Origin of the sequence: Sporosarcina sp. FSL K6-2383, from assembly GCF_038618305.1 — a bacterium.
GTDB lineage: Bacteria > Bacillota > Bacilli > Bacillales_A > Planococcaceae > Sporosarcina.
Window position 1 is genome coordinate 3,041,641 of the sequence record NZ_CP152017.1, and the last position, 23,109, is coordinate 3,064,749.

Annotated in this window: 23 protein-coding genes and 1 riboswitch; of the genes, 7 read left to right on the forward strand and 16 right to left on the reverse strand. The window is 40.1% G+C overall.

Annotated elements, in window-relative coordinates; translation table 11 throughout:
• Positions 1 to 168 precede the first annotated feature (168 nt).
• Positions 169 to 495, reverse strand: a complete 327-nt coding sequence (locus MKZ10_RS15215) for a hypothetical protein (RefSeq protein ID WP_342505786.1) — start codon at positions 493 to 495, stop codon at positions 169 to 171.
• Between the two features lie 1,061 nt (positions 496 to 1,556).
• Between MKZ10_RS15215 and MKZ10_RS15220 the strand changes: the two genes are divergently transcribed.
• On the forward strand, positions 1,557 to 1,745 hold the full coding sequence (locus MKZ10_RS15220) for a hypothetical protein (RefSeq protein ID WP_342505787.1): 189 nt from the start codon (positions 1,557 to 1,559) through the stop codon (positions 1,743 to 1,745).
• Between the two features lie 426 nt (positions 1,746 to 2,171).
• Here MKZ10_RS15220 and MKZ10_RS15225 read toward each other — a convergent pair whose 3' ends face one another.
• The 3 genes from MKZ10_RS15225 to MKZ10_RS15235 form a co-directional block, all read right to left on the reverse strand.
• Positions 2,172 to 2,594: a hypothetical protein gene (locus MKZ10_RS15225; RefSeq protein WP_342505788.1), complete on the reverse strand. Its 423-nt coding sequence runs from the start codon at positions 2,592 to 2,594 to the stop codon at positions 2,172 to 2,174.
• 115 nt (positions 2,595 to 2,709) lie between these two features.
• Positions 2,710 to 3,621, reverse strand: coding sequence for a hypothetical protein (locus MKZ10_RS15230; RefSeq protein WP_342505789.1), 912 nt, complete (start codon positions 3,619 to 3,621; stop codon positions 2,710 to 2,712).
• Positions 3,622 to 3,994: 373 nt separating this feature from the next.
• Positions 3,995 to 4,633, reverse strand: a complete 639-nt coding sequence (locus tag MKZ10_RS15235; RefSeq protein ID WP_342505790.1) for a response regulator transcription factor — start codon at positions 4,631 to 4,633, stop codon at positions 3,995 to 3,997.
• Between the two features lie 59 nt (positions 4,634 to 4,692).
• Here MKZ10_RS15235 and MKZ10_RS15240 point away from each other — a divergent pair, with 59 nt between their 5' ends.
• The 3 genes from MKZ10_RS15240 to MKZ10_RS15250 all read left to right on the forward strand — a co-directional run bounded on the left by MKZ10_RS15240 (position 4,693) and on the right by MKZ10_RS15250 (position 8,172).
• The gene (locus tag MKZ10_RS15240) at positions 4,693 to 5,664 is read left to right on the forward strand and encodes a class 1 isoprenoid biosynthesis enzyme (protein WP_342505791.1); all 972 of its coding nucleotides are present in this window, start codon (positions 4,693 to 4,695) and stop codon (positions 5,662 to 5,664) included.
• Positions 5,665 to 5,682: 18 nt separating this feature from the next.
• A complete protein-coding gene (gene comX, locus MKZ10_RS15245; RefSeq protein ID WP_342505792.1) occupies positions 5,683 to 5,844 on the forward strand; it encodes a competence pheromone ComX in 162 nt (53 codons plus the stop codon).
• A 126-nt stretch (positions 5,845 to 5,970) separates the two neighbouring features.
• The gene (locus tag MKZ10_RS15250; protein ID WP_342505793.1) at positions 5,971 to 8,172 is read left to right on the forward strand and encodes an ATP-binding protein; all 2,202 of its coding nucleotides are present in this window, start codon (positions 5,971 to 5,973) and stop codon (positions 8,170 to 8,172) included.
• Between the two features lie 202 nt (positions 8,173 to 8,374).
• Here the strand turns inward: MKZ10_RS15250 and metK are convergent, their stop codons facing one another.
• On the reverse strand, positions 8,375 to 9,571 hold the full coding sequence (gene metK / locus MKZ10_RS15255) for a methionine adenosyltransferase (protein ID WP_342505794.1): 1,197 nt from the start codon (positions 9,569 to 9,571) through the stop codon (positions 8,375 to 8,377).
• A 194-nt stretch (positions 9,572 to 9,765) separates the two neighbouring features.
• Positions 9,766 to 9,902: riboswitch (SAM riboswitch) on the reverse strand.
• Between the two features lie 179 nt (positions 9,903 to 10,081).
• Between metK and pckA the strand changes: the two genes are divergently transcribed.
• Positions 10,082 to 11,668, forward strand: a complete 1,587-nt coding sequence (pckA, locus tag MKZ10_RS15260; protein ID WP_342510238.1) for a phosphoenolpyruvate carboxykinase (ATP) — start codon at positions 10,082 to 10,084, stop codon at positions 11,666 to 11,668.
• 52 nt (positions 11,669 to 11,720) lie between these two features.
• Here the strand turns inward: pckA and MKZ10_RS15265 are convergent, their stop codons facing one another.
• The 6 genes from MKZ10_RS15265 to MKZ10_RS15290 all read right to left on the reverse strand — a co-directional run bounded on the left by MKZ10_RS15265 (position 11,721) and on the right by MKZ10_RS15290 (position 14,649).
• Positions 11,721 to 12,167 carry a hypothetical protein gene (locus MKZ10_RS15265; RefSeq protein WP_342505795.1) on the reverse strand — a complete coding sequence of 149 codons (447 nt, stop codon included), beginning with the start codon at positions 12,165 to 12,167 and terminating at the stop codon, positions 11,721 to 11,723.
• Positions 12,167 to 12,955: a prolyl oligopeptidase family serine peptidase gene (locus MKZ10_RS15270; protein WP_342505796.1), complete on the reverse strand. Its 789-nt coding sequence runs from the start codon at positions 12,953 to 12,955 to the stop codon at positions 12,167 to 12,169. Before MKZ10_RS15270 ends, MKZ10_RS15265 begins: the two co-directional genes overlap by 1 nt.
• Positions 12,945 to 13,406 carry an NUDIX domain-containing protein gene (locus MKZ10_RS15275; protein WP_342505797.1) on the reverse strand — a complete coding sequence of 154 codons (462 nt, stop codon included), beginning with the start codon at positions 13,404 to 13,406 and terminating at the stop codon, positions 12,945 to 12,947. Before MKZ10_RS15275 ends, MKZ10_RS15270 begins: the two co-directional genes overlap by 11 nt.
• A gap of 24 nt (positions 13,407 to 13,430) precedes the next feature.
• Positions 13,431 to 13,739 (reverse strand): transposase, encoded by a 309-nt coding sequence (locus MKZ10_RS15280; protein WP_342505798.1) that lies wholly within the window; start codon positions 13,737 to 13,739, stop codon positions 13,431 to 13,433.
• Between the two features lie 214 nt (positions 13,740 to 13,953).
• Entirely contained in the window at positions 13,954 to 14,136 is a 183-nt protein-coding gene (locus tag MKZ10_RS15285; protein WP_342505799.1) for a putative motility protein, read from the reverse strand.
• 63 nt (positions 14,137 to 14,199) lie between these two features.
• On the reverse strand, positions 14,200 to 14,649 hold the full coding sequence (locus tag MKZ10_RS15290) for a Dps family protein (protein ID WP_342505800.1): 450 nt from the start codon (positions 14,647 to 14,649) through the stop codon (positions 14,200 to 14,202).
• Between the two features lie 91 nt (positions 14,650 to 14,740).
• Here MKZ10_RS15290 and yidD point away from each other — a divergent pair, with 91 nt between their 5' ends.
• Together yidD and MKZ10_RS15300 are read left to right on the forward strand one after the other, a co-directional pair.
• Positions 14,741 to 14,971 carry a membrane protein insertion efficiency factor YidD gene (yidD, locus tag MKZ10_RS15295; RefSeq protein ID WP_342505801.1) on the forward strand — a complete coding sequence of 77 codons (231 nt, stop codon included), beginning with the start codon at positions 14,741 to 14,743 and terminating at the stop codon, positions 14,969 to 14,971.
• 341 nt (positions 14,972 to 15,312) lie between these two features.
• A complete protein-coding gene (locus MKZ10_RS15300) occupies positions 15,313 to 16,311 on the forward strand; it encodes a zinc ABC transporter substrate-binding protein (RefSeq protein WP_342505802.1) in 999 nt (332 codons plus the stop codon).
• 116 nt (positions 16,312 to 16,427) lie between these two features.
• Here the strand turns inward: MKZ10_RS15300 and MKZ10_RS15305 are convergent, their stop codons facing one another.
• The 5 genes from MKZ10_RS15305 to MKZ10_RS15325 form a co-directional block, all read right to left on the reverse strand.
• On the reverse strand, positions 16,428 to 17,876 hold the full coding sequence (locus MKZ10_RS15305; RefSeq protein WP_342505803.1) for an o-succinylbenzoate--CoA ligase: 1,449 nt from the start codon (positions 17,874 to 17,876) through the stop codon (positions 16,428 to 16,430).
• A gap of 257 nt (positions 17,877 to 18,133) precedes the next feature.
• Positions 18,134 to 18,952, reverse strand: coding sequence for a 1,4-dihydroxy-2-naphthoyl-CoA synthase (gene menB, locus MKZ10_RS15310; protein ID WP_203246991.1), 819 nt, complete (start codon positions 18,950 to 18,952; stop codon positions 18,134 to 18,136).
• Positions 18,953 to 19,050: 98 nt separating this feature from the next.
• Positions 19,051 to 19,899 carry a 2-succinyl-6-hydroxy-2,4-cyclohexadiene-1-carboxylate synthase gene (gene menH / locus MKZ10_RS15315; protein ID WP_342505804.1) on the reverse strand — a complete coding sequence of 283 codons (849 nt, stop codon included), beginning with the start codon at positions 19,897 to 19,899 and terminating at the stop codon, positions 19,051 to 19,053.
• A complete protein-coding gene (gene menD / locus MKZ10_RS15320) occupies positions 19,892 to 21,604 on the reverse strand; it encodes a 2-succinyl-5-enolpyruvyl-6-hydroxy-3-cyclohexene-1-carboxylic-acid synthase (protein WP_342505805.1) in 1,713 nt (570 codons plus the stop codon). Before menD ends, menH begins: the two co-directional genes overlap by 8 nt.
• On the reverse strand, positions 21,597 to 22,982 hold the full coding sequence (locus tag MKZ10_RS15325; protein WP_342510240.1) for an isochorismate synthase: 1,386 nt from the start codon (positions 22,980 to 22,982) through the stop codon (positions 21,597 to 21,599). The genes menD and MKZ10_RS15325 overlap by 8 nt, the downstream gene beginning before the upstream one ends.
• Positions 22,983 to 23,109 lie beyond the last annotated feature (127 nt).

Sequence of the window (23,109 nt, forward strand, 5' to 3'; positions counted from 1 at the left end):
AAAAGAGCCGTCCGTGATTGGATGGCTCTTACTTTTTGATAATTAATAAAACGACTAAAGCAATTAGCACGATGAATACTACAACACTTAATATTAAAATTAACCCAAGTAAGCCAATACTCGTCATTAAATCACCTTCTTATTTTAAGCTCTCTTTCTGTGGCCAACTCATAATTCAGATATAGTCTTAGGTTTATACATGATTAGTGACATACCAATAACTATACAAATCAAACCACCTAAACCACTTGTAACACTTGAAAATTGTTCTGGATAATAGACATGGCCTAATCCTAATACAATAACAAAAATCCAACCTATACTATTTAATGTAGTCAGCTTTGTTTTTTTATAGTAAAAGACAAATGTGGAAATGAAAATGCCTAGGAAAATACCAATACTTATAATAATTTTACTATCTGTTGTAGTAAATAGTATTGAAGCAAAAACCATAGCTACCATTAAAGTCAAAACAGCACGTATGATTTTATCCACTTAAGATCGCCTCCTTATTATCTTTCGTAAAGGTTGTATTTACTCTACGAAAGATAATTAAGAATAGTTTCGTTTGTAGGACAAATGAATACTATAATCCTACTTCGTCAATTTAGAGGTCCAATTAATTCTTTAAAAAAAGATGTCACTCAAACAATCGCATTAATTCAAACAAATATGTTTGTTTAAATTTTGACGATTGTACGAGTGACTAGCATCTCATCTCAAGGTATTAGACAGATACAGGCGACTCATATATTTTGATTGATATATTCCTAAATACAAAATCAGCAGTGCCAAAAATAATGCGATAGGAATTAATGCATTATTTTTGGCACGTTTGCAAGCAAACCGAAAATTACGCAAAATGTAGCCAGAAGCAGTAAAAAATTAATATTTTTTTAAGACGTCATGATACCTCATTGTTTTATCTTTATTGTAGTATCATCTCATCCATCGTATAGCTTACTAGATTAATGTTACTGATGTTTCCAATTATCGACGATTGAGTGCTTTGAGTTAATACTGCTGCCATAGTGGCAGATAGCCATACAATCAATAGTACCGTCTTAAGAACTTTCTTGAATTATTATTCCCCCTTAAATAGTAAGTGTATTTCAATTAACCTTCTCTTCCAAATTCATAAACCATTCGACACAGTGGCGTGTTTGGTTTAAATTTTGTGACCTACCTACGTGTTAAGCCTTGTATTTCTACTTTTGATGAGCACTCACCTATAAGATTAACATAGAAATACGGATTAGAAACCGCAAAATTCCCGCAATAATTTGCAAAAAGCATTGCGGATATCCGCAATTTTCGTTGCGGGTTTCCGCAATGTTTTCCCCAAATACAACGATGAATGTTATTTAGTCTTTGCTACTATTATTCCATTCTCTTGCCTTTACGACGGCTGCTGTTCTTGAATCCACCTCTAACTTTTGACTAAAAATGTAACAGTCACTCAAACAAACACGTTAATCTAAACAAACATATTTGTTCGAGTTTTCACGATTGAATGAGTGACTGTGGTCGCCATATTTAAAGGGTCAACCGAAATAGTGGAAAGAAAATGGCTTGTAAAATTACTCTACAAGCCACTAAATAAAGTGAAAGCAATTTCCCTCCAACAAGTAGAAAATGTTGTTGAGAAATATCCACTAGTCGGTACATTAATTCACTTGGTTTGGCGTTTCAAAGAGATTCTCCAATCGGGAGATAAAAAGTTGTTACATACATGGATCACATAGGCTGCGATGCTCCCCTATAACAACGGATTAGCTGAAGGCAGCGCAAATAAATTAAAAACCATCAAACGTATCATGTATGGCAGAAACAGTTTTGAACTTCTACGAAATAAACTATTATTGCTTGAATCTCGTAAATTCAACTAAGGCTGGAAAGAACCGGTTTGACGCTTACCCTGTAAGGAAGAAAGTGTGCCCATAAAATCGCGGTTTTCGGCAATAAATCTGTCATCAACGAGCTGGTGTTGGATCACCCATCAGGGCAGAATTTCTGATCCTCAGAAGTCAATAGATTTATCTAGAGATGACTGTGCGATGTGGCAGTATACCTTTGATGTGAAAGTGAAAGCCTTTCAATGTGGATCGTAAGAGGGATTCCGTTCTTGCCCTTACGTGGATGTCTATTTATGTACACATTCTTTCGAACGGTTAATTACGAATTTCATCATCTAAAAACTGAATTATAAATGATGATTCTTCAGTAGACATTTTCTTCTTATTACCTTTATACATGATGGAATCTTTAGAGACACCTATAGGATTATTCGCGTGTTTTCCATTATTGATGATATAAATATAATAGAGAGGCTTATCTATAACTTCATCTGCACTAGTTTTGTTAGATTTTAATTTTATCAAGAAAGAGGAAATCTTTTCAATACCAACCGTATCATCAATCACTACGTTTTCATTAGTGAGAATATCAAGAATTTCTATATGAGCAATATTATTGGGGTTAATGTCCTCTTCCGTGAATAAAACCTGACTCTTGTTTGATTGTGTGTATATAAAATAAAGTAAAAATAAAATAAAAATAATCAATATAACATTCCTTAAATTTCTCACTCTCATATAAACACCGCCTTATCCTTTTTTTAAAAATAATAATTAAAGAATCCTAATCGGTATTGAATTAGGATTCTAATTTTGAGTTGTCATATCTTTTCTAAATACCGGACTTATATTATTAATAGATTATATTTACGCCTTGAATTGATGCTCCATCATATGAATTTGAGATACCGGAGATACCAACATTAAATCCGGAATTAGTAATGCCAACACCTGTTATTTTTGCAGTTGACCATGTATGTGTCCAATGTGTACGTGCCTGTGTGTTGACCCTGCCTAAAAACTGTGGCCAAACTGTTATATATGCTTTATCCCAAGTATATTCATATGCTATAGTACCATATATATAGTCTTGAGCTTTATAATAAACCCCTTGAGGCTGACTTTTTTCAGGATATAAATTAGAGTTATATCCTTTGTTGTAGTTATCAGCAGTGTAAAAAGAAGAAGTACTTATATCAATATTGGTAGAATTCGAGAAATATATCCCAAGTCCATCATCTCCACCCACAGCTGCTGCTGCAAATGTCGGTCTATGTTTCAACCAGTAAGGTTCACCCCAACTATCTTTTTTCCAAGTGGCACTCCCTTGAATAAAATATCCCTGTGAAGATTGATAAATGACAGGTTTATTAATAGCTATCTCGCTTACAGGAGGTGATGCCATTGGGCTAATTCCCAAATCTGATTCATTTTCACTTACCCGTTTAATGCCGTACTTTTCGATCTTTTCATCTATTTTCGCTTGAATAGTATCTTTGAATTCTACTGTGTCTTCGAGATAACCGCCGTTTAATGTACGATACATAGATGCTAATTCAATGTATGCTTCATCTCTTGCTTCCATGTCTGCTTCAATAACAATTAATTCAATTTCTTTTTGCTCTTTTGTAGGTGGAGTATACTTATACTCATCTTGACGTTTAGTATCTTTTAGATTATCTGTAACTTCCAGCGTGCTTGCCAGCGTACTTGTCGTTAAGGAAAAGGACAAGATAATTACTAAAGTTCCTAATAATTTTTTCATGTTTTTTTCCTCCCGTTTTTTATTATGACAACTCCTGCATAACTCAACTTTCGCACCTAAATATAGTGATTTAAGCCCAGTGATTCTAAGGCGTACTTGATATTCCTTCCCGTTCTTGTCATACGTAAAAAACGAAAATGAAGTTTAAGACACTTTTTGAGCGTTTGCTAATCTTGATGGCCATCAAACCAGTATGAGGACAAATATAAATTCCTAATACATCATAGCAGCTGCTTACAAATAACCTTAACACAAGCCTTCAAATTGCACACCGCAAGTTTCCCGCAATAATCAGCAAAAAAAATTGCGGAACTCCGCAATTTTCGTTGCGCGGTTCCGCAATATTTTTCGCAAATACAACAATGAATGATACTCAGTCTATGCTAATACTGTTCAATTCCCTTGCCTTTACAACGGCTGCTGTTCTTGAATCTACCTCTAACTTTTTAAACACACTTGATAAATGATATTCTATCGTTCTAGGGCTCTGAAACATCGCATCAGCTATTTCTATATTTGTTTTTCCGTGCGCTACTTGTTCAAGAATGTTCCATTCTTTTTCAGTTAAAAGATTTGTCTTCATTTGCATCGTCTGAAAAAGATTATTCCCTTTTCTTAGTTGTTGAAGAAGGTGAATTGGAATGACCGCATCATTCTCTAACAAACCTCGTATTGTCTTCATCATCTGTTCTTCTGAATCTGTTTTACTGAGAAAACCTACTATACCCGTTTCAATTAAAGAATTGAAATATTCTTCGAGCTCATACCCTGTATAAATGATTATTTTGGCTAGAGGATCTAGTTCAATCACTCTCTTAGCCAAATCATGACCATTCATTTCTGGCATCTTCAAGTCAAATATGTATATATCAAAACTCGCTTTCTTTATAAGGTCTAGAGCATCATCTCCACTATTTGCGGTTTCCACTTGAAAATTTTTTTCTTTCTCCAACATTAGCTTTGTTCCTGCCGCCACTGCTATATGATCGTCTACGATTAAAATCCTTTCCATCTCACATCTCCTAGTATAAATACTTTTATTTGCTTCCATTATTTAAAATGTATTATATAATGAAAATTATACCATATTTAGTGGTTATAATTTCCTGCAAGTATAATTACCACGAAGTGAAGGAGAGGGTTATCTTATCTGATTACAACATCAAAGAACGAATGATTCAAGAAGTCCATAACCATTTTCATCAAAGTAACTTAAATGACATGGCCATCCAATCCATTAGGCATAAGAAACAAGAAGGTTTTTTATTTGGGGAGCTTACCCTGCTACACCACGAAATGTTTGGTGGCACTTCCTCTGCTATTGGACAGGCTGCTGCTGCAGTGGAATTACTCATATTGTCATTCGATCTTTTTGATGATTTACAAGATGATGATAGTTTTGGTACCCCATGGAGTACATGGGATACCGCTTTAACATTGAATCTAGCACTAGGTTTATTGCAATTAAGTTCAAAAATAATGCATGAAATTCAATTTCCGAATGATGGTTGGAAATATTTTGACCGTTTAAATCTTATGTCCATTAACGGTCAGCATGGTGATATTTTAAATAGTATTGAAACAGAAGAACAATATCTGCATATCACTGCTCAAAAAGCAGGCTCCCTTGTTGCGATGGCTAGTTTGATTGGAACGAGTTTAGCAACAGAACAGTATCATGATATCGTTGAAAACTACTGTATACAATTAGGCATTGCAGAACAAATAAAAAATGATTTGAATGATATTTTATCCGTTGAAAAAAGTGATTGGTTTTTACGAAAAAAATCACTTCCTATCCTTTACTTATTCGATAATAATATAGAATCAGATATTCTATATTATTATAAAGAAACAGTATCATTCGATGAGCTTCAAACGAAAAAAGAATTAGTCAAAGAAATACTATTTGACTCAGGTTCGATGATGTATGCACAAGTCATTTTGCGTAAACATCAGTTAGCTGCATTAGACCAACTACACTCTCTTCCCATTGATAATATGTACAAAGAAAAACTTACACATTTATTCAAAACCAATTAAAAAGGAGATTACCATACTATGTCTAAAATCATTCAATACCTTACCCAAAATCCCACTCTGATTCCATTATTTTTAAATGAAAAAATTTGTTTTGTTGGATTAGAAAATGATGTGGATAGAAAAGCATTGGTTGATGTTCTTACTGCAGAAGTCACAAGTGAACCTGTATTTTGGAAATAAATTCCTTTGCAATTATCAACCAAGTATTTCTATACTAAGATATTTCCAATGTTTTTTTCTCTACTGTTAGCTATTTATTTCATTTACATCTCAGCTAACTTTCCTTACTTCCACACAAAAGTGAACATGAATGATCAAGGGGAATTTATCGTTACAAATGTTGATAAAAATGGAGCTGGATTTGAAGCAGGAATTAGGAAAAATGATGTCATCTTAAAAATCAATGGCGAAAGACCAGAAGACCATTTCACCTTTAAAAAATATACGAAGATTGAGCAAGTAAAAAAGGTTGAATTTAAACATGGTACAGAAATTCAGACGGAAGTATTGACACAACACTATTCATTTAAAGAAAATATGAGTTACTTATTTTTCCCAAGCATTGTATTTATTATCTGCCTTGTTTTAAGTTTTATCATCACTAGGCATAGAGATAAAAACAATCTCACTGTATTATTATCCTATTTTCTTTTGGTATTTGGATTGGGTTATGTAGGCGCAGGTGCTTCCTCCAGGGGAGATTTATTAGCAAGGATTATCATATCCTTTTCTCTTGTTTTATCTCCCGTGATTTTATTGCATCTCCTTACTGGTTTATTTACAAGTCTACGAATAAAACAAATTTTCAAATGGCGTATCCGCTGGTTTTATGTTATTTCCTTATGTTTGACTGGAGCTGCTGCGACACATGAGCTCTCAAATGTCTATTACTCATTTATCGACAATGTATTGCTCTTGTTCTTTCTTGTGACAGTCATTGTTATTATTAGCATGTTAACTATGACCTATTATAATAATAGACAGTCAGCATCAAGCCCAACTATTAAAGTACTGCTAGTTGGAATTTTCCTTTCTTTTTCTCCATTTCTTTTTTTGTATGTCCTTCTTGACTTAGTATTTGGTTTTTCAGTTATTAATCCTGAGATCACACTGATGTTCTTTCTTATTTTACCATTTACAATCCTTTATTTGATTCGTAAGGAACACATAATTGATATTGATTTCCTCTTACACTGGTTAAAAAAAGATTTTTTATTTTCAATATTGGCAGGGTTTCTTTTCTTTATCATCACAACTGCCACTTCTTTAGATCAGAAGATACTAAATTCAGTCTATGTATCAGGCATTTGTTTACTCATTTTCACGCTTAAAAACCCGATGTTTTTCAAAAGTACATCGAGATTCAGTCAGTCAAATTCAAACTTTCAACAACAACTACAACATTACTTTAAAAGGGCTAGAAATGATTCATCTTACTTACAATTAATAGAAACCATTACAGATGAAATCCACAAAGTTATTCCTGAAATTAAGACCATACACCATTTCGAGTTAAATAAAACATCCAAAGCCATTCATATGGATGATCCAAATTCCTTTATGCTCGTTGAACCTTTCACAGAGCTATTAGTAAGTAAACATTCCTCGATAGGTTCCATTATTTTTCTGAAGCGTGGATTTTGTTTATTGATCCATGAAAATCAAGATACTTCATTCTATCTGTTTTGTAGCGATAAGAATAACCGAACGAGTTTAAATCCAGTTGAACAAACTTGGTTAGAAACACTTGCAAGTTATAGTCATGTCCTATTGACGAACCAGTATACGATTGACAATGTCATCCAAGAGCTACATCATTTAAAAGAGAATGATGCTTATTCTTCAAAGTGGTTATCCAACTTTTTATTTTCTTATACGGAAAAAGAAAGAGTTCGCTTAGCTGGTGATTTACATGACGTAGTTTTGCAAGAGTTAATAGTTATTAACAGAGGATTAGAAAGTGTTCTCAAGGAAGATTTATCTAATAATGTACACACAGAAATTTATGCAGTACGTGAAAAAGTGCTCGATTGCATTCATACGACACGGGAAACATGCAATCAATTATCACCTCCCTTTTTAATGGAGTTCGGGCTCATTCAAGCAATTGAGCAACTGATTAAAAGAATTCATTTGCAGGCGAATTTCCATGTTCAATTCACTTATAAAGACTTCGATAATCAGTTGTTACAAGAGGAGTCTGTCATTGCACTCTACCGCATTACCCAGGAGCTACTGACAAATGCGATGAAACATTCACAAGCTACAGCAGTCACGCTGTTATTAACGCATGAAAATAATCATATACACTTATTTTACTCTGATAATGGAATAGGTCTGGACGTTAGCCAACTAGAGCATCGCTCCTTACAGTTCAGTGGACTTATTGGGATTAAAGAGAGGGTTAAAGGTTTGGATGGTACCATCCAGTTTGCGGCAAATGATGGTTTGCAACTTACGATTTATCTACCTGAAGAAGTGATGACTTCTGTCCCCTTTATAGGATGAACATATGAATAACTTTATAAATCAGGCATAGGCGCCTTCCATAAAGTAGCCTAGGTTATGGTGATTGACATCCCTAAGGGAAGGATATAGTTCAATAATTCCTTAGGACCGTAGCTAATTTATTGAAATGATTTTTTCCTATCTATAAAAAAAGGCACAGCAAACGGGTTCGTCCCCGCTAACTGTGCTTTTTTCTTTACAATTACTGCGCCGCTTGTTCCTTCAAAGCAGCAGCTCTATCTGTTTGCTCCCATGGTAATTCAATGTCTGTACGGCCGAAGTGACCATATGCAGCTGTTTGTTTATAAATTGGACGACGTAGGTCGAGCATTTTGATGATGCCGGCTGGACGAAGATCGAATAATCCGCGTACAAGCTCTACCAATTTGCTTTCTGCTACTGTGCCTGTTCCGAATGTATCAATCGAAATCGATACAGGTTGCGCTACGCCGATTGCGTAAGCAAGTTGGACTTCACAACGATCTGCAAGGCCTGCTGCGACGATGTTTTTCGCCACATAACGAGCGGCATACGAAGCAGAACGGTCCACTTTTGTTGCATCTTTTCCAGAGAACGCGCCGCCACCATGACGTGCGTATCCACCGTATGTGTCCACGATGATTTTACGGCCTGTTAGACCCGCATCTCCTTGTGGTCCACCAATGACAAAACGGCCTGTTGGGTTAATGAAGTATTTCGTATTGTCGTCAATCAATTCCGCTGGGACTACCGCGTCAATGACAACTTCTTTTATGTCATGTTGAATTTGCTCAAGCGTCACTTCTGGATGGTGTTGCGTTGAAATGACAATTGTATCGATTCGAACTGGGTTATTCTGTTCATCATACTCAACTGTCACTTGCGTTTTCCCATCAGGGCGTAAGTAATCTAGCGTCTCATCTTTACGCACTTGTGCAAGACGACGTGATAGTTTATGCGATAGACTAATTGGGAGTGGCATTAATTCTGGTGTTTCATTACAAGCGTAACCGAACATCAAACCTTGGTCACCTGCACCGATTGCTTCAAGTTCCTCGTCTGTCATAGACCCTTCGCGCGCTTCCAGTGCTTGGTCAACGCCCGCAGCGATGTCAGCTGATTGTTCGTCGATCGCCGTAAGGACTGCTGATGTTTCCCAATCAAAACCATATTTCGCACGTGTGTAACCAATTTCCTTCACTGTTTCACGCACTACTTTTGGGATATCCACATAAGTCGTTGTCGTAATTTCCCCTGCCACTAGGACAAGCCCAGTCGTAATCGTTGTTTCACATGCGACACGCGCATTTGGATCTTCTGCTAAAATTGCATCTAAAATAGCATCCGAAATTTGGTCACACATTTTGTCAGGATGTCCTTCTGTTACTGATTCTGATGTAAATAGTCGACGATTTGTCATGTTGGTTCCTCCTATATCCTACGAGATTGATACGGTACTCATATGTCCCATGTAGAGTCCCAATTCCTATAGGGAAAGGAACTACAAGCCACTGCGAGCTCTATACACGAGGATAAAGGGCAATTTCATATAAAAAGCCCATCACTCAGTATTAACTACATAAGTGAAGGGCATAATTTCGAAAGCACCTTTCACTCTTATCATCCAAAATATCTATCTGTATCCAGATAAATACCTTGCTACAGGTTTGGCACCTTCGCGCAGACAACATGGTCATTGCAGGTTGCCGGGTTTCATAGGGCCTGACCCCTCCACCAGCTCGGGATAAGAGTATCCGTTCATCTATCCATGTTACGGAAATTATCGATTTATGTCAATTAATTTTGATGTTTTGCATATAATTAGTTGCAGTTTGAATTAGTATAGACTATTATTCTTAATGTGTTATACTAATTAAAAATAAGATGTCACCCACTGAATGGGTCTATATCAAAAGGATGGTAGATGACTATGATATCAGCGAAAATGAGCGACAAGCTTAAAGATCTTCTTTCAGGTAAAAACGTAAAAATTCAACTTTCTGTTCCACAGCTTGTTGAAAAGGCAACAGCACGTGGAGAAGCGCAATTGACTGCCGATGGCGCGATCACGGCACAAACTGGCAAGTATACGGGTCGCTCCCCTAAAGATAAATACATCGTTGAAGAAGCATCTACAAAAGACAAAATTGATTGGGGCAACGTAAACCGCCCGATTTCTTCTGAAATTTTTGATTCATTATATAATAAAGTCATTAACCACTTAAAAGTCAATGATGAGCTATTCGTTTTCAAAGGATTTGCAGGGGCTGACCCGGCCTCACGCCTAGCTATTCAAGTCGTCAATGAGTTCGCATGGCATAATCTGTTCGTTCATAACTTATTCATTCGTCCATCAGCAGAGGAATTGAACAATCATGAGGCGCAATTCACGATTCTATCCGCTCCTACCTTTAAAGCAAACCCTGCAGTTGATGGTACGAATTCAGAGACATTCATCATTGTTTCAATGGAAAAACGAATCGTCTTAATTGGTGGAACTGAATATGCTGGTGAAATGAAAAAATCAATTTTTTCTATTATGAACCACCTGCTTCCAGAAAGTGACATACTCCCTATGCACTGTTCAGCTAACGTTGGTGAAGATGGAGATGTCGCCTTGTTCTTTGGGCTGTCTGGCACAGGTAAAACAACGCTTTCCGCATCTGCAGACCGCAAACTAATCGGTGATGATGAGCATGGCTGGTCTGACAATGGTGTATTCAATATGGAAGGCGGATGTTATGCAAAATGCATTAATTTATCACAAGAAAAAGAACCTGAAATCTTTGGAGCCATCCGTTTCGGTTCCGTTTTAGAAAACGTTGTTGTCGATCCAGACACACGTATTCCTGATTATAATGATGGTTCATTAACTGAAAACACACGGGCGGCATACCCAATTCAAGCAATCGATAACATCGTCGATCCTTCTGTCGCAGGTCATCCGAAAACAATTGTTTTCTTAACTGCAGACGCATTTGGCGTGTTGCCTCCGATTTCGAAATTGACAAAAGAACAGGCCATGTACCACTTCCTAAGCGGTTTCACATCGAAGCTTGCGGGAACGGAGCGTGGCATTACGTCACCTGAAGCTACCTTCTCGACATGCTTCGGCTCACCATTCTTACCGCTTCCTGCAACGGTTTACGCAGAAATGCTTGGTAAGAAAATCGATGAGCATGGCGCACAAGTATTCCTTGTCAACACTGGATGGACTGGTGGCGTATACGGAGTCGGTAAACGTATGGATCTGAAACACACACGCGCAATGGTATGTGCTGCACTTGCAGGACAATTAAACGATGTTGAAACAACGACAAACGATGTATTCGGCCTTGAAATGCCTAACGCTATCGAAGGGGTTCCAGCAGAAGTCTTGAACCCACGAAACGCATGGACTGATGGTGCTGCTTATGATGTAAAAGCAAATGAATTGGCGGATTTATTCCGTGAAAACTTTAAGAAATTCGGTACCGTTTCTAAAGATATTTCTCTTAAGGGCGGACCTATTTCATAATAATCAATCAATGGGATAACACATTCAACTGTGTTATCCCGTTTTTCTATCTTTATAATATATGAAAAATAAGATTACCTTTAAAAAATGCTCTTACTTCGTCAATTTCTGCATCCCTTTGAGGGTAAAAAACGATTTCTCCCCCATAGTGTTCTACTGTACAAACTAGTTCCCCTAATACATCATATAGGAAAATCGTAAACCATTTTAGCCCACCATGTATATCAAATGATTCTACAGACATCCAGTCAATTATTTCCTCTGTAAGCTCTGTTTGAAATGCGATTGTCTCTGTTCCAGGAACTTGCCCGAGTTCCTTCATACGTGCACCTAGTTGCACCCGAACTTCGCTTTCTACCGCCCAACAATGAATGTCCATCGTTGTTGCTTTCCTTGAAAACTTTGCCCATAGTGGCTGCCAAAATGAAACATCTTGTGGAAATCCTGACTTTTCTTTTGTACTAATCGTTTGCGGTGCAATGTACACATATTTTTTCATTATTCTTGCCCCCTCATCCACATACATAAATCACGAACCAGCTGGGCATTCATCACAGGTGGGATGAAGTGCGTGTACTCCGGAAAATACCAGGTGTCGTAGATTTTGTGCTGTTGCCGAAGCGCGTTTTCTAGTAACAACGCCTGGTGAAAGGATACGTTATTATCCTCCATACCATGAATAATTAAGACAGGTGCATCAATGTCAGTAGTATGGAACAATGCCGTACGCTCACGGTAAGCATCTGGCATACTCGTTGGCGTTCCACCAATAACCCGCTTCATCATGCGTCGCATATCCTTGCGTTCCTTATATGTAAAAACGATGTCGGACACGCCCGCCCATGTAACGACGGATGTTATATCATCCCGTAAAATGGCTGTCCACAATGCCATGATACCGCCACGGGAAAAGGCAAATAAGTGAATTCTTTCTGCGTTCGTCTTTGGATGCTGTTTCAATACATCAACCGCATTCACTGCATCCTGACGGTCGGCTCCCGCAAATTCGTCACGCCCCTCACCACCACGATTCCCACGATAATAAGGTGCAAAGACTACAAATCCTTGCGACGCGAACTGTGCAATACGCGCGGGACGAACCATCCCCACATGCTGCATGCCGCCTCTCAAATAGAGAATCCCTTCATAATCCCCTTCAGCAATTGGCTCTGCCATCAGCCCTTTAACTCGAAAGCCTCCCGACCAATACGTAATCTCCTCAAGTACGATATGAGGATTTGGCGAGGGATACGGTCTTCGATGAACAATTGTGCCGTCATGCTTCATGCTCTTCTACCCACTCTCTGATTGCTTCCATACCCGTCCCTTTCATATGAAAACTCAAGTTAGTACATTGATTCAATTCTTCACTCGTTAGCCATAAAGCGCCTTCCGTTTCATGAAGTGTCGGCTGTTCATCAACCTCAGTAACTTTTCCCGTAAAGACCGCCTTACAAAATGTGCTATCACTATACACGACATATTCAGCGACTTTTACAAGATCTGTAATCGTAACACCCGTCTCCTCTATCGTTTCACGAATAGCAGCTTGCCCGATAGATTCCCCTTCTTCTGCCTTGCCACCTGGAAATTCAATACCCCGAACACGATGCCGCGTCAGTAGCCACTTCCCATTATATTTTAATACGACAAGCACATGCCGAGCCTCCATGCCGAGATAATTATCCCCGAATGTCAACTCAACACGCCCACCGTTTATATCATTAAATGTTAACATCGCCATCACGTCCTTTCGTTTAGTTTAACGAAAATACGGTAGCTTCTCAATAAACTGCTTTGACTTGTCATCTGTAAACTCATGAATCAGCGCATAAATTTTCATCGTCCGAGTGTCAATATCGTGATTATCCTGATCATAGTGATACGGAATATATGGCAAATGCGCTCTTAAAAAGTTGCGAAATTCCAATCGGTCTACTTGATGGAATAATCTATGGAATACTGGAATATATTCTTCCGTGACATTCACTTCATATTCCCATGGCGAATCATCGGGATAATGGTACACCTGCTGATGAACGACTGATACGTACATTTTATATTTCTCCATGCAAATCCATCCTTTTTTATTTTTAGGATGGCTCAATCACATACGTTCATACGTATGTGCGCCCAGATTTTTATCGAGCAAGCTCGATAAATTCCCCTGAAAATCTGTGGCATCCGCCGGAGGCTTTAATTTCACTTAGTAGGATCACTTTCCTACTAAGTAAAATTAAAAAACATGCAACCCCATTTACGGGAGATGCATGTCTGTGGCCGATTTACGCCGTAACGTCAATCGAAGTGCCTTTAGTTGGATGAGCTGCGGCAGGCTGGTCAGGTAGAACCTCTAGCATTTCCGTCACCGCACTCGTCTCCATTGTGAGCGCCTTGTTCAAAACACTCATTTGTACAAGCGATTGCAAACTTCTAAGTTGGCTCGCCATAATCGAATTCATTTCCATTTGCCATCACTCCCTTCACAAACTTAATATCGGCAAATTAGACATATTTTTAAGGAAAGTCGATTATTTATTACCCTCACCAAGGAATGCATTGAGCATCCATTGATGTTTCTCGATACTTTGGTATGTTGCATTCAATATATCTTCCGTCATATCGTCGCCTGTTTGTCCGGCCAACTCCATACCTTTTTTCAACGATTTCATCATTTCACCATAGTCATTGGCAATGGTTTGTACCATTTCTTCGGACTGCTCTTTCCCGTTTGCTTCTTTCACGACAGACTGTTCCAGATGTTCTTTCAGTGTAGCAACAGGATCTCCACCTAATGTCAAAATTCGTTCAGCAATTTCGTCCATATGCAGCGTCGCCTCGTTATATAATTCTTCAAATTTTGTATGCAACGTGAAAAACTGATTGCCTTTGACGTACCAGTGATAATTATGCAATTTAGCATACATCACTGACCATGAGGATACTTGAATGTTCAACTCATTGATAAGTTCTTTCGACATGATAAAACCTCTCCTTATAATTCATCTCCCTGTTAATTTACCACTTAAGGCAGTAGAATAAACATAACAGCACGAATAGGGAGCTATGAACTTGAAAACAATCTTAATGGGTATCATCAAATTTTATCAAAAAGCGATTTCACCGTTAACGCCACCATCATGTCGCTTCTATCCAACCTGTTCACATTACGGGATTGAAGCTATCGATAAGCATGGAGCTCTGAGGGGTTCATGGCTAGCGGTTCGTCGTATTTCAAAATGTCATCCTTTTCATGAAGGTGGATTTGATCCAGTTCCGGAGAAAGATTCAGACAAGAAGTAGAACGCGGTTCGGTAAAATTGCCGGCCGTTTTTCTTTTGCCAAAATCAATTACGCCTCGGCGTAATTGCGTCCAGATTTTGAATCGAGCTTGCTCGATTAACTCCTTTCAAAATCTGTGACATCCGCCGGAGGCCTTATCTTTGTTCAGCCCTCGTTTGAACACCCGCTGAACAGGAAAAAAAAACCGTGTTCATCTCGACACCTACAGAGGTGGGAGTCTTCTGCTGAATAAAAATAAAATTCTCTTTCTAGTTGCTAAATGAGCAACTCTCTTGTATGATAATAAAGCCAGTTACCTAAATCGTAACGATTACTATTAACTAAACGGAGGATTTTTACTTATGAAGAAAAAAATCATTGTCATCATTTCATTTCTAACGATATTGCTACTTGCAGCATGCAGCAATAAAGACACAGATAAAGAACAATCAGCAAACGATAATGAAAAACTATCTGTCTATACAACTGTTTATCCACTGCAATATTTCACAGAACGAATCGGTGGTGAGCAAGTCGATGTCAAATCTATCTACCCACCAGGTGCAGATGAGCACACATTCGACCCAACTCAAAAAGATATGATTGCACTCGCGGATTCGGATTTGTTCTTCTATATCGGTCTTGGCCTTGAAGGTTTTGTGGAAAATGCTGAAAAGACGATGAAAAACGAACATGTCAAAATGATTGCGACCGCAGAAGATATTTCTGAAGCAATGCTTGAAGAAGGGCATGACCATGAGGATGGGAGTCATGATGAAGAAGGTCACGATCATGAAGATGAGGGACATGATGAGGAGGGTCATAACCATGGCCCACTTGATCCCCATGTCTGGATTTCGCCAAAGCTGAGTGTCGAACTCGCTACTTCCATCAAAAATTCTTTAATTGAAGAAGCACCTGAAATGGCAGCTGAATTCGAGAAAAACTTCGAGCAGCTGCATACTGAATTGGTCAAACTCGATGATAAATTTAAAGAGATGGCATCCAGTGCTCCATCCAAAACATTCTTTGTCTCACATGCTGCATTCGGTTATATTGCCAAACCCTATGGCCTTGAGCAAGTCGCCATTGCAGGCTTGAATTCACAGAGTGAGCCTTCGCAAAAACAATTGGCAACGCTTGTTGAGCAAGCCAAAGAACAAAATGTGCGTTATATCTTATTTGAACAAAATATTTCATCCAAACCAACAGAGGTGATACGCAAGGAAATCGGAGCCGAAGCACTTACACTGCATAATCTTGGTGTGCTGACCGACGATGATGTGAAGCATAACGAAGACTATTTTTCCTTGATGCTACGGAACATTGAAACATTGAGGAAAGCGTTGAGTGGAGAATGATTTGAGAAAGGCTGTTTTGCTTACCTAGATGAATCCGGGGAGCAGAACAGCCTTTTTATCTGGCGTAATTATAGAACCGTCGATAGGTTTCTCGGTTTGCGCTGACAATCCACAGCTTACTTTGGACAATCCAACCATTCCCTCAATTCCCGCCGTAACAACTTATTCGATGCATTACGCGGCAGCTTATCAACAAAATAGAATTCCTTAGGCACTTTATAGCGTGCTAATTGCTCTTCGCAAAACAATAGCAACTCCTCTGCCGACACATCACCTGCTACAACGACAAATGCTACTGGAACACTTCCCCATTCGGCATGTTCTCGCCCACATACACCCGCTTCGCTAACATTTGCATGCGCCACAAGTACATTTTCAATTTCTGCAGGATAAATATTCTCCCCGCCTGAAATGATTAAATCCGAACGCCGATCGATAACATACAAATAACCTTCTTCATCAAAATAGCCGATATCTCCTGTCGGCAACCAGCCATCCTCCAACGGATTGATATCTGCAAATCGGCCAATATATCCTGGCGTCACATGCGGACCATGTATTAATACTTCTCCTTTGTCATAAGGATTCACCGCATTCTTTATCTTGATTTGATTAAAAAATAACGGCTTGCCCGCAGAACCCATCTTACGTATCGCATCTCCTGCTGCCAATGTCGCGGTCTGCGAACTGGTTTCCGTCATGCCATATGTTTGAAGTACAGGAATGCGACAAGCAATCGCCCGCTCCATGTAATCTACAGGCACTGAACCACCACCTGCCAGCATCGTTTGGAAAGAAGGATGAGCCTGCGCATTGTCTTTTTCAAGCTCTCGCAAGATTTTGTCCAACGTTAGAGATACAACTGACATCCTTGTCACCGAGCCATCACGAATTTCCGCCGCCGTTCGAATGGCATCAAATTTTTCGTACAACCTGACTTCCATTCCATACAGAGCCGACCGAACAAGAATGGAGAAGCCGCTAATATGAAATAATGGCATGGCACAGAGCCAAACATCATCATCCTTCAACCCTAGATTCAAAACAGACGACATTGCACTCGAAACATGGTTGCCCGCTGTTTGACGAACCCCTTTCGGAAAGCCTGTCGTGCCCGATGTATACATAATCGTAATCGTCCGATCTGTCGTCCACAGTTCCTGAACGTCAAATTGCTGCTCTACACTTTGGTCAATTGTCGAATAAAGCAATGGACGGACAGCTGTATTAGCGACAACATCATGCATTTCATCCGCAACAATGACCGCACTAGCACCCGAATCCTCCAACTGCCACTCCAATTCCTTGGTGGTCAGTCGGCTATTCAACATGACGATTTCAAGTCCCGCTAACATACAGGCATGGATGATGAATACCATGTCTGCATTAGACGGACCGAGCAATGCAATGCGCTGTCCCTCTTGTAAATCATTCGCTGTCAATTTTCCTGCAAGCACCATTGACTTATTTTTCAACTCGGCAAATGTCCATGTTTCATTCTCAAAAGATAATGCCGTTTTATCCGGCGTCAAATACGCTCGCTGTATCAGCCAATTTGGAATCATTTTTTCACCCTCCATTCAGTCAGAAAAAAAGCTACCCAATAATTAGGCAGCTTTCTTTGTTGTTTATCTTCATCCAGCTGAAGACTCCCACCTCCACAGTTTTAGAGATAAGTACTGTTTTGTTTCCCTGTTCAGTGGGTGTCCAAACTACCGCTGAATGAAGATAAAGCCTCCGGCGGATGTCACAGATTTTGAAAGGAGTTAATTGAGCAAGCTCAATTCAAAATCTGGACGCAATCACGCTAAGGCGCGATTGATTAAGGAAAACGTGGGAATTGACCGAAGTCCGGTTGACGTTTCTCTTTAAACGCATCGCGGCCTTCTTTCGCTTCATCCGTTGTATAATACAGTAGTGTTGCGTCACCAGCCATTTGTTGTAAGCCTGCAAGACCGTCCGTATCAGCGTTCATTGCCGCTTTGACAAAACGAAGTGCAGTCGGGCTCATTGTAAGCATTTCTTCACACCATTGAACAGTTTCGTCTTCGAGTTGTGCATAAGGAACAACTGTGTTGACAAGACCCATATCAAGCGCTTCCTGTGCGTCGTATTGACGACATAGGAACCAAATTTCACGTGCTTTCTTATGACCAATAATTCGTGCCAAGTAGCCTGAACCATAACCAGCATCGAAAGAACCAACTTTAGGTCCTGTTTGCCCGAATCGCGCATTGTCTGCTGCAATCGTCAAGTCACAGACAACATGTAACACGTGTCCGCCACCGATAGCATAACCTGCGACCATTGCCACAACTGGCTTCGGAATAACTCTGATTAAACGTTGTAAATCTAGCACGTTCAAACGGGGAATTTCGTCATCTCCAACATAGCCACCATGACCACGTACAGATTGATCGCCACCTGAACAGAATGCTTTCTCACCTTCACCTGTTAAAACAATAACACCAATGCTCGCGTCATCACGTGCGCGTGAAAATGCATCGATAAGCTCCATTACCGTTTTCGGGCGGAATGCGTTACGCACTTCCGGACGGTTGATTGTTATTTTTGCGATACCACTATACTTTTCGTATTTGATATCTTCGTATGTACGAAGTGTTTCCCATTGACGTGTCATATAGACCCTCCTCGATTTTCATTACATCTAAGCGACATTATACCCGTAAGAAACGGATAGGTAGTGAGGAATGCATTCTTCCCTGTTGCAACAGAACGTCACAAACTTAGATTCCCCTCATTAACGCCCTTCAAAATATGTTCCTCTACCATTGTAGCAAATACAGTGGGATTTTCCACATGTATTGCATGTCCGACATTGACAATCGTTTCATGACGAGCATTCGGGAATTTATAAATCATTTCCCGGGCAATATTTACGAATTTTGTGTCGAGTTCTCCCGTTATGAGCAAAACAGCAACAGTCAGCGCGTGAAGCCTCTGCCAATACGACGGTTGACTACCAGTCCCAATGCCTCGTAAACTGTTCGCAAGTCCCGTCTCACGCTGGCTAAGTCGTTCATCCCTAACCGCCCGCCTCTTGTCTTCCGACAGCATTCGCTGTGAATCAAACAACGGAACACTCTCCCAAAAATCCACAAACGATTTCAAGCCATCCTTTAAGATTCTATCTGCCAAACGACTATCTGCCACCTTACGCTCCGTTCGTTCTTCAACTGTTTTCAGCCCTGGAGAAGAACTTTCAAGGATTAGAGACGTTACTCTCTTTGGATACTTCACCGTAAAGGCAAGTGCAACGCGACCTCCCATGGAATAGCCAACCAATGTAAATTGGTCTAGCGACAGCATGTCAAAAAGCACTTCAAGATCTTCTACTTGCTGTTCCATCGCATAGCGAGCAGTCTCTTTTGGTGCCGCCGTTCTCCCATGACCCGTTAAGTCAATCACGACAGTTCGGTATCGACCTTTAAACAGCTCGATGACCTCTTGCCAAGAAGCCGTACTTCCCGTAAAACCATGTAACAGAACAATCGTCGGTAAGCTGTCATCGCCATTCATTGCCACATGGATGTCTATTCCACGCACATCAACAAACTTTTCACACATCGCTAGCAAGCCTATCTGTAATCTGTGCCCACAACTCTCGATGCGCCTGTACATTCACTTGGCGATTCGCAAATACTTCGATAATACGTACAGACTTGTCTTTAACACGCAAGAGCTCTGCTTCAAACTCTTCGACGGACTTGACAGCGGCATATTGTGCATCATACATCGCCGCAATATGATCGAATGTCAAACCTGTCGGCGTGCCAAATAACTCTTCAAAATGATTCGTAACCCCGGCTTGTGAAAGATAAGAGAAAATCCCACCGCCATCGTTATTCATAATGACAATCGTTAAATCCATGTCATGAAAACGACTGACAATTAAACCATTGACATCATGTAAAAACGACAAATCACCAATATACAACCATGTTGGTCGCTTCCGTGCCGTTTGAATCCCAAATGCTGTTGACACAACTCCGTCAATACCATTCGTTCCTCGGTTAGCGAAAATAGTGATATCTTTCGTCGTCGCTCTAAAAAATGTATCCATATCGCGAATCGGCATACTACTACCACTGACCAAGTCACTACCTGTTGGTAAATGTTCAATTAGTGTTTTTGCAAAGATCCCTTCATCACCGACGACTCCTTCATAACTGTTCGTTACATCAGATGCTAGCCGATTCGCTGCAGCCCATAACTCCGAATAAGCTGTCTTCGGCTTGTTCACAATAATTCGAAAAACCGCTTCCGGTGTTGTCTGAACATGATGTGTAACGATACCGAGCGAATCCCTGAATTCGGGTGATTCATCCACCGCAATAACGGTCGAAGGCCCTACTTTTTTCAAATAAAGTGAGAGTGGTTTCGATACAGGCTGCGTGCCAAAACGAATTACTATCTCTGGCATCACCTTGTCACAGAAAACATCACTTTTCAACAGAGCGTCATAGTGATCGATACACAACGCTACACACTGGTCGGGTACCTCTGAACGCAGATTCGATAACGGATCGCACAACACTGGCCATTGTAACGCACCTGCAAATCGCCAAAACGCTTGCTTGTCCATCCCAACTGGCAGCTCACCTGCGACGATAAGCCCCCTATCCGATTTGACAAGCATGTCCATTATCAGTTGTGCTGTAGCTGTATCTAAAGCAGAGCCCCCTATGAGATGTTGACTAAATGTCGAGATCGGTGTTGCTCGATCAAAATCAATCAACAGTGGTTCTCGGAACGGTACATTCAAGTGAACCGGTCCAAAAGGCGCTGTTGTCGCAACTGACAACGCGCGGCTAATATGACGATCAATAAAATCATGAATGTTCGAATTATCTTCTGGCACAGGCATATCCACACTGTACTTTACATGCTCACCATACATACGAATCTGATTGATCGCTTGTGGTGCCCCCACTTCCCTTAATTCATGTGGACGGTCCGCTGTTATAACGATGAGTGGAACGCGCGCATAATAAGCCTCTGTAATGGCTGGGTGATAATTCGATGCCGCTGTACCTGATGTACAAAGTAAAACGACCGGTTGCCCCGATGCCTTCGCCAAGCCAAGTGCAAAATAGGCTGCTGAACGTTCATCAACTTGCATATAAACGTCGAGATTGTCCGTTGAAGCAAGTGCATAGGCAAGCGGCGTTGAACGTGATCCTGGACTAACAACAGCCTCTTTTACACCTGCATTCATCAGCGCCCCAGTCATACGCCGAACATAATCTGTTAATACGCTACGGTTATCCATTCAATTTTCCTCCAAGCGCCCGCATAACCGGTCTAAATTTAACCCATGTTTCATCATATTCTTTATCCGCCTCAGAATCAGCGACAATTCCACCACCGGCATACAAATACGCATGATTACCGTCCAGTAAGGCAGAACGAATTGCCACCGCAAATTCACCATTGCCCGCCGTATCCGTCCAGCCGATCGGCGCAGCATAATATCCTCGATCCATATTTTCCACAGATCGAATCATCTCCATCGATACATTTGTTGGTACTCCACCAAGTGCAGGTGTCGGATGAAGAGCCTGAACCAAGTTAAAAATGTCAGTTCCTTGCTCCACTGTTCCCTCAATCGGGGTGAATAAATGCTGAATATCACGAATTTTCATAAGTTTTGGTGCTTTAGGCATCGCAATATTTGTACAAAAAGCCTGAAATACTTGTGAAATCATATTGACAACATATTGATGCTCTTCCCGATTTTTATGATCCTCGAGCAGTTCTTCACCAAATTGCCGATCCTCCACTGCGGACTTCCCGCGTTTAATAGATCCTGCAACACAGGCGGAGTACGCTCGTCCATTCGATATTTCAATCAAACGCTCCGGCGTAGCACCGAAAAACAGTTGACCATCTTTTTGCAGACCGAAATGATAACTCTCCTGCTGTTCATTTGAAATATGATGCAATGCAGTGACAGCCGGTACTTCCTCTGCAAAATTGAGCTGTACAGAACGTGCAATAACAACTTTTTCAGCAATACCTTCATTGATTTTATCTGTCACATCGGCAACAGCCTGCATATAATTGTCTTTGGCAATTTCCTCAATGGAAACAACAACTGGCTTTGCCAATAGATTAAAATCTTCCACTTGCGCAATATGAATTAAGCGATCCCGTTCATCTCGCAACCGATTGAACTCTTCCGCCGCTTCATCGCTTTCCGTCACTAGGTTGATGGAAATCGTCGTCTTCCCGTTTTTAATTGTCAGCTGGAAAGAAGGGACAACAAAATAAGCAGATGGAAATGCATCCCACTCCGCCTCCTTAATACTTTTAGGATCATAGGAGAAACCTCCAAACAATACAGGCTCCATATCCTTTTCTTCTTTAATAAGCGCAGCCCGCAAACGATTCCACGCTGTTGAAATATGTTGAAAGCGTTCCTCAACGCTATCACTCGTCAATACTGTCGCATGTCCAATACCGACGAGCGTCATGGTTTTATCTGCATTTTGCCAATAAAAACGTTTATCTTGATAACAGGATTCCCCCGCTTCAAAAAATGCAAGTGGTGAAATTCGCCCCGCATCAATGGTTTCCGTAAAAAATCGTACTGCATGACTGTCCATTTTCACTTGGCTTTTACGCGTAGCGGTCAACTTCCGGTTCATCATTTTCCCTCCGTACATTCATTCAACTAATTATATACTTATACCTTAATACTATCATACCGAATTTCCGACATTTAAGCACAATATTAAGCAGGTAGCATGTCCACTTTGTCGAATTTAGAGTACA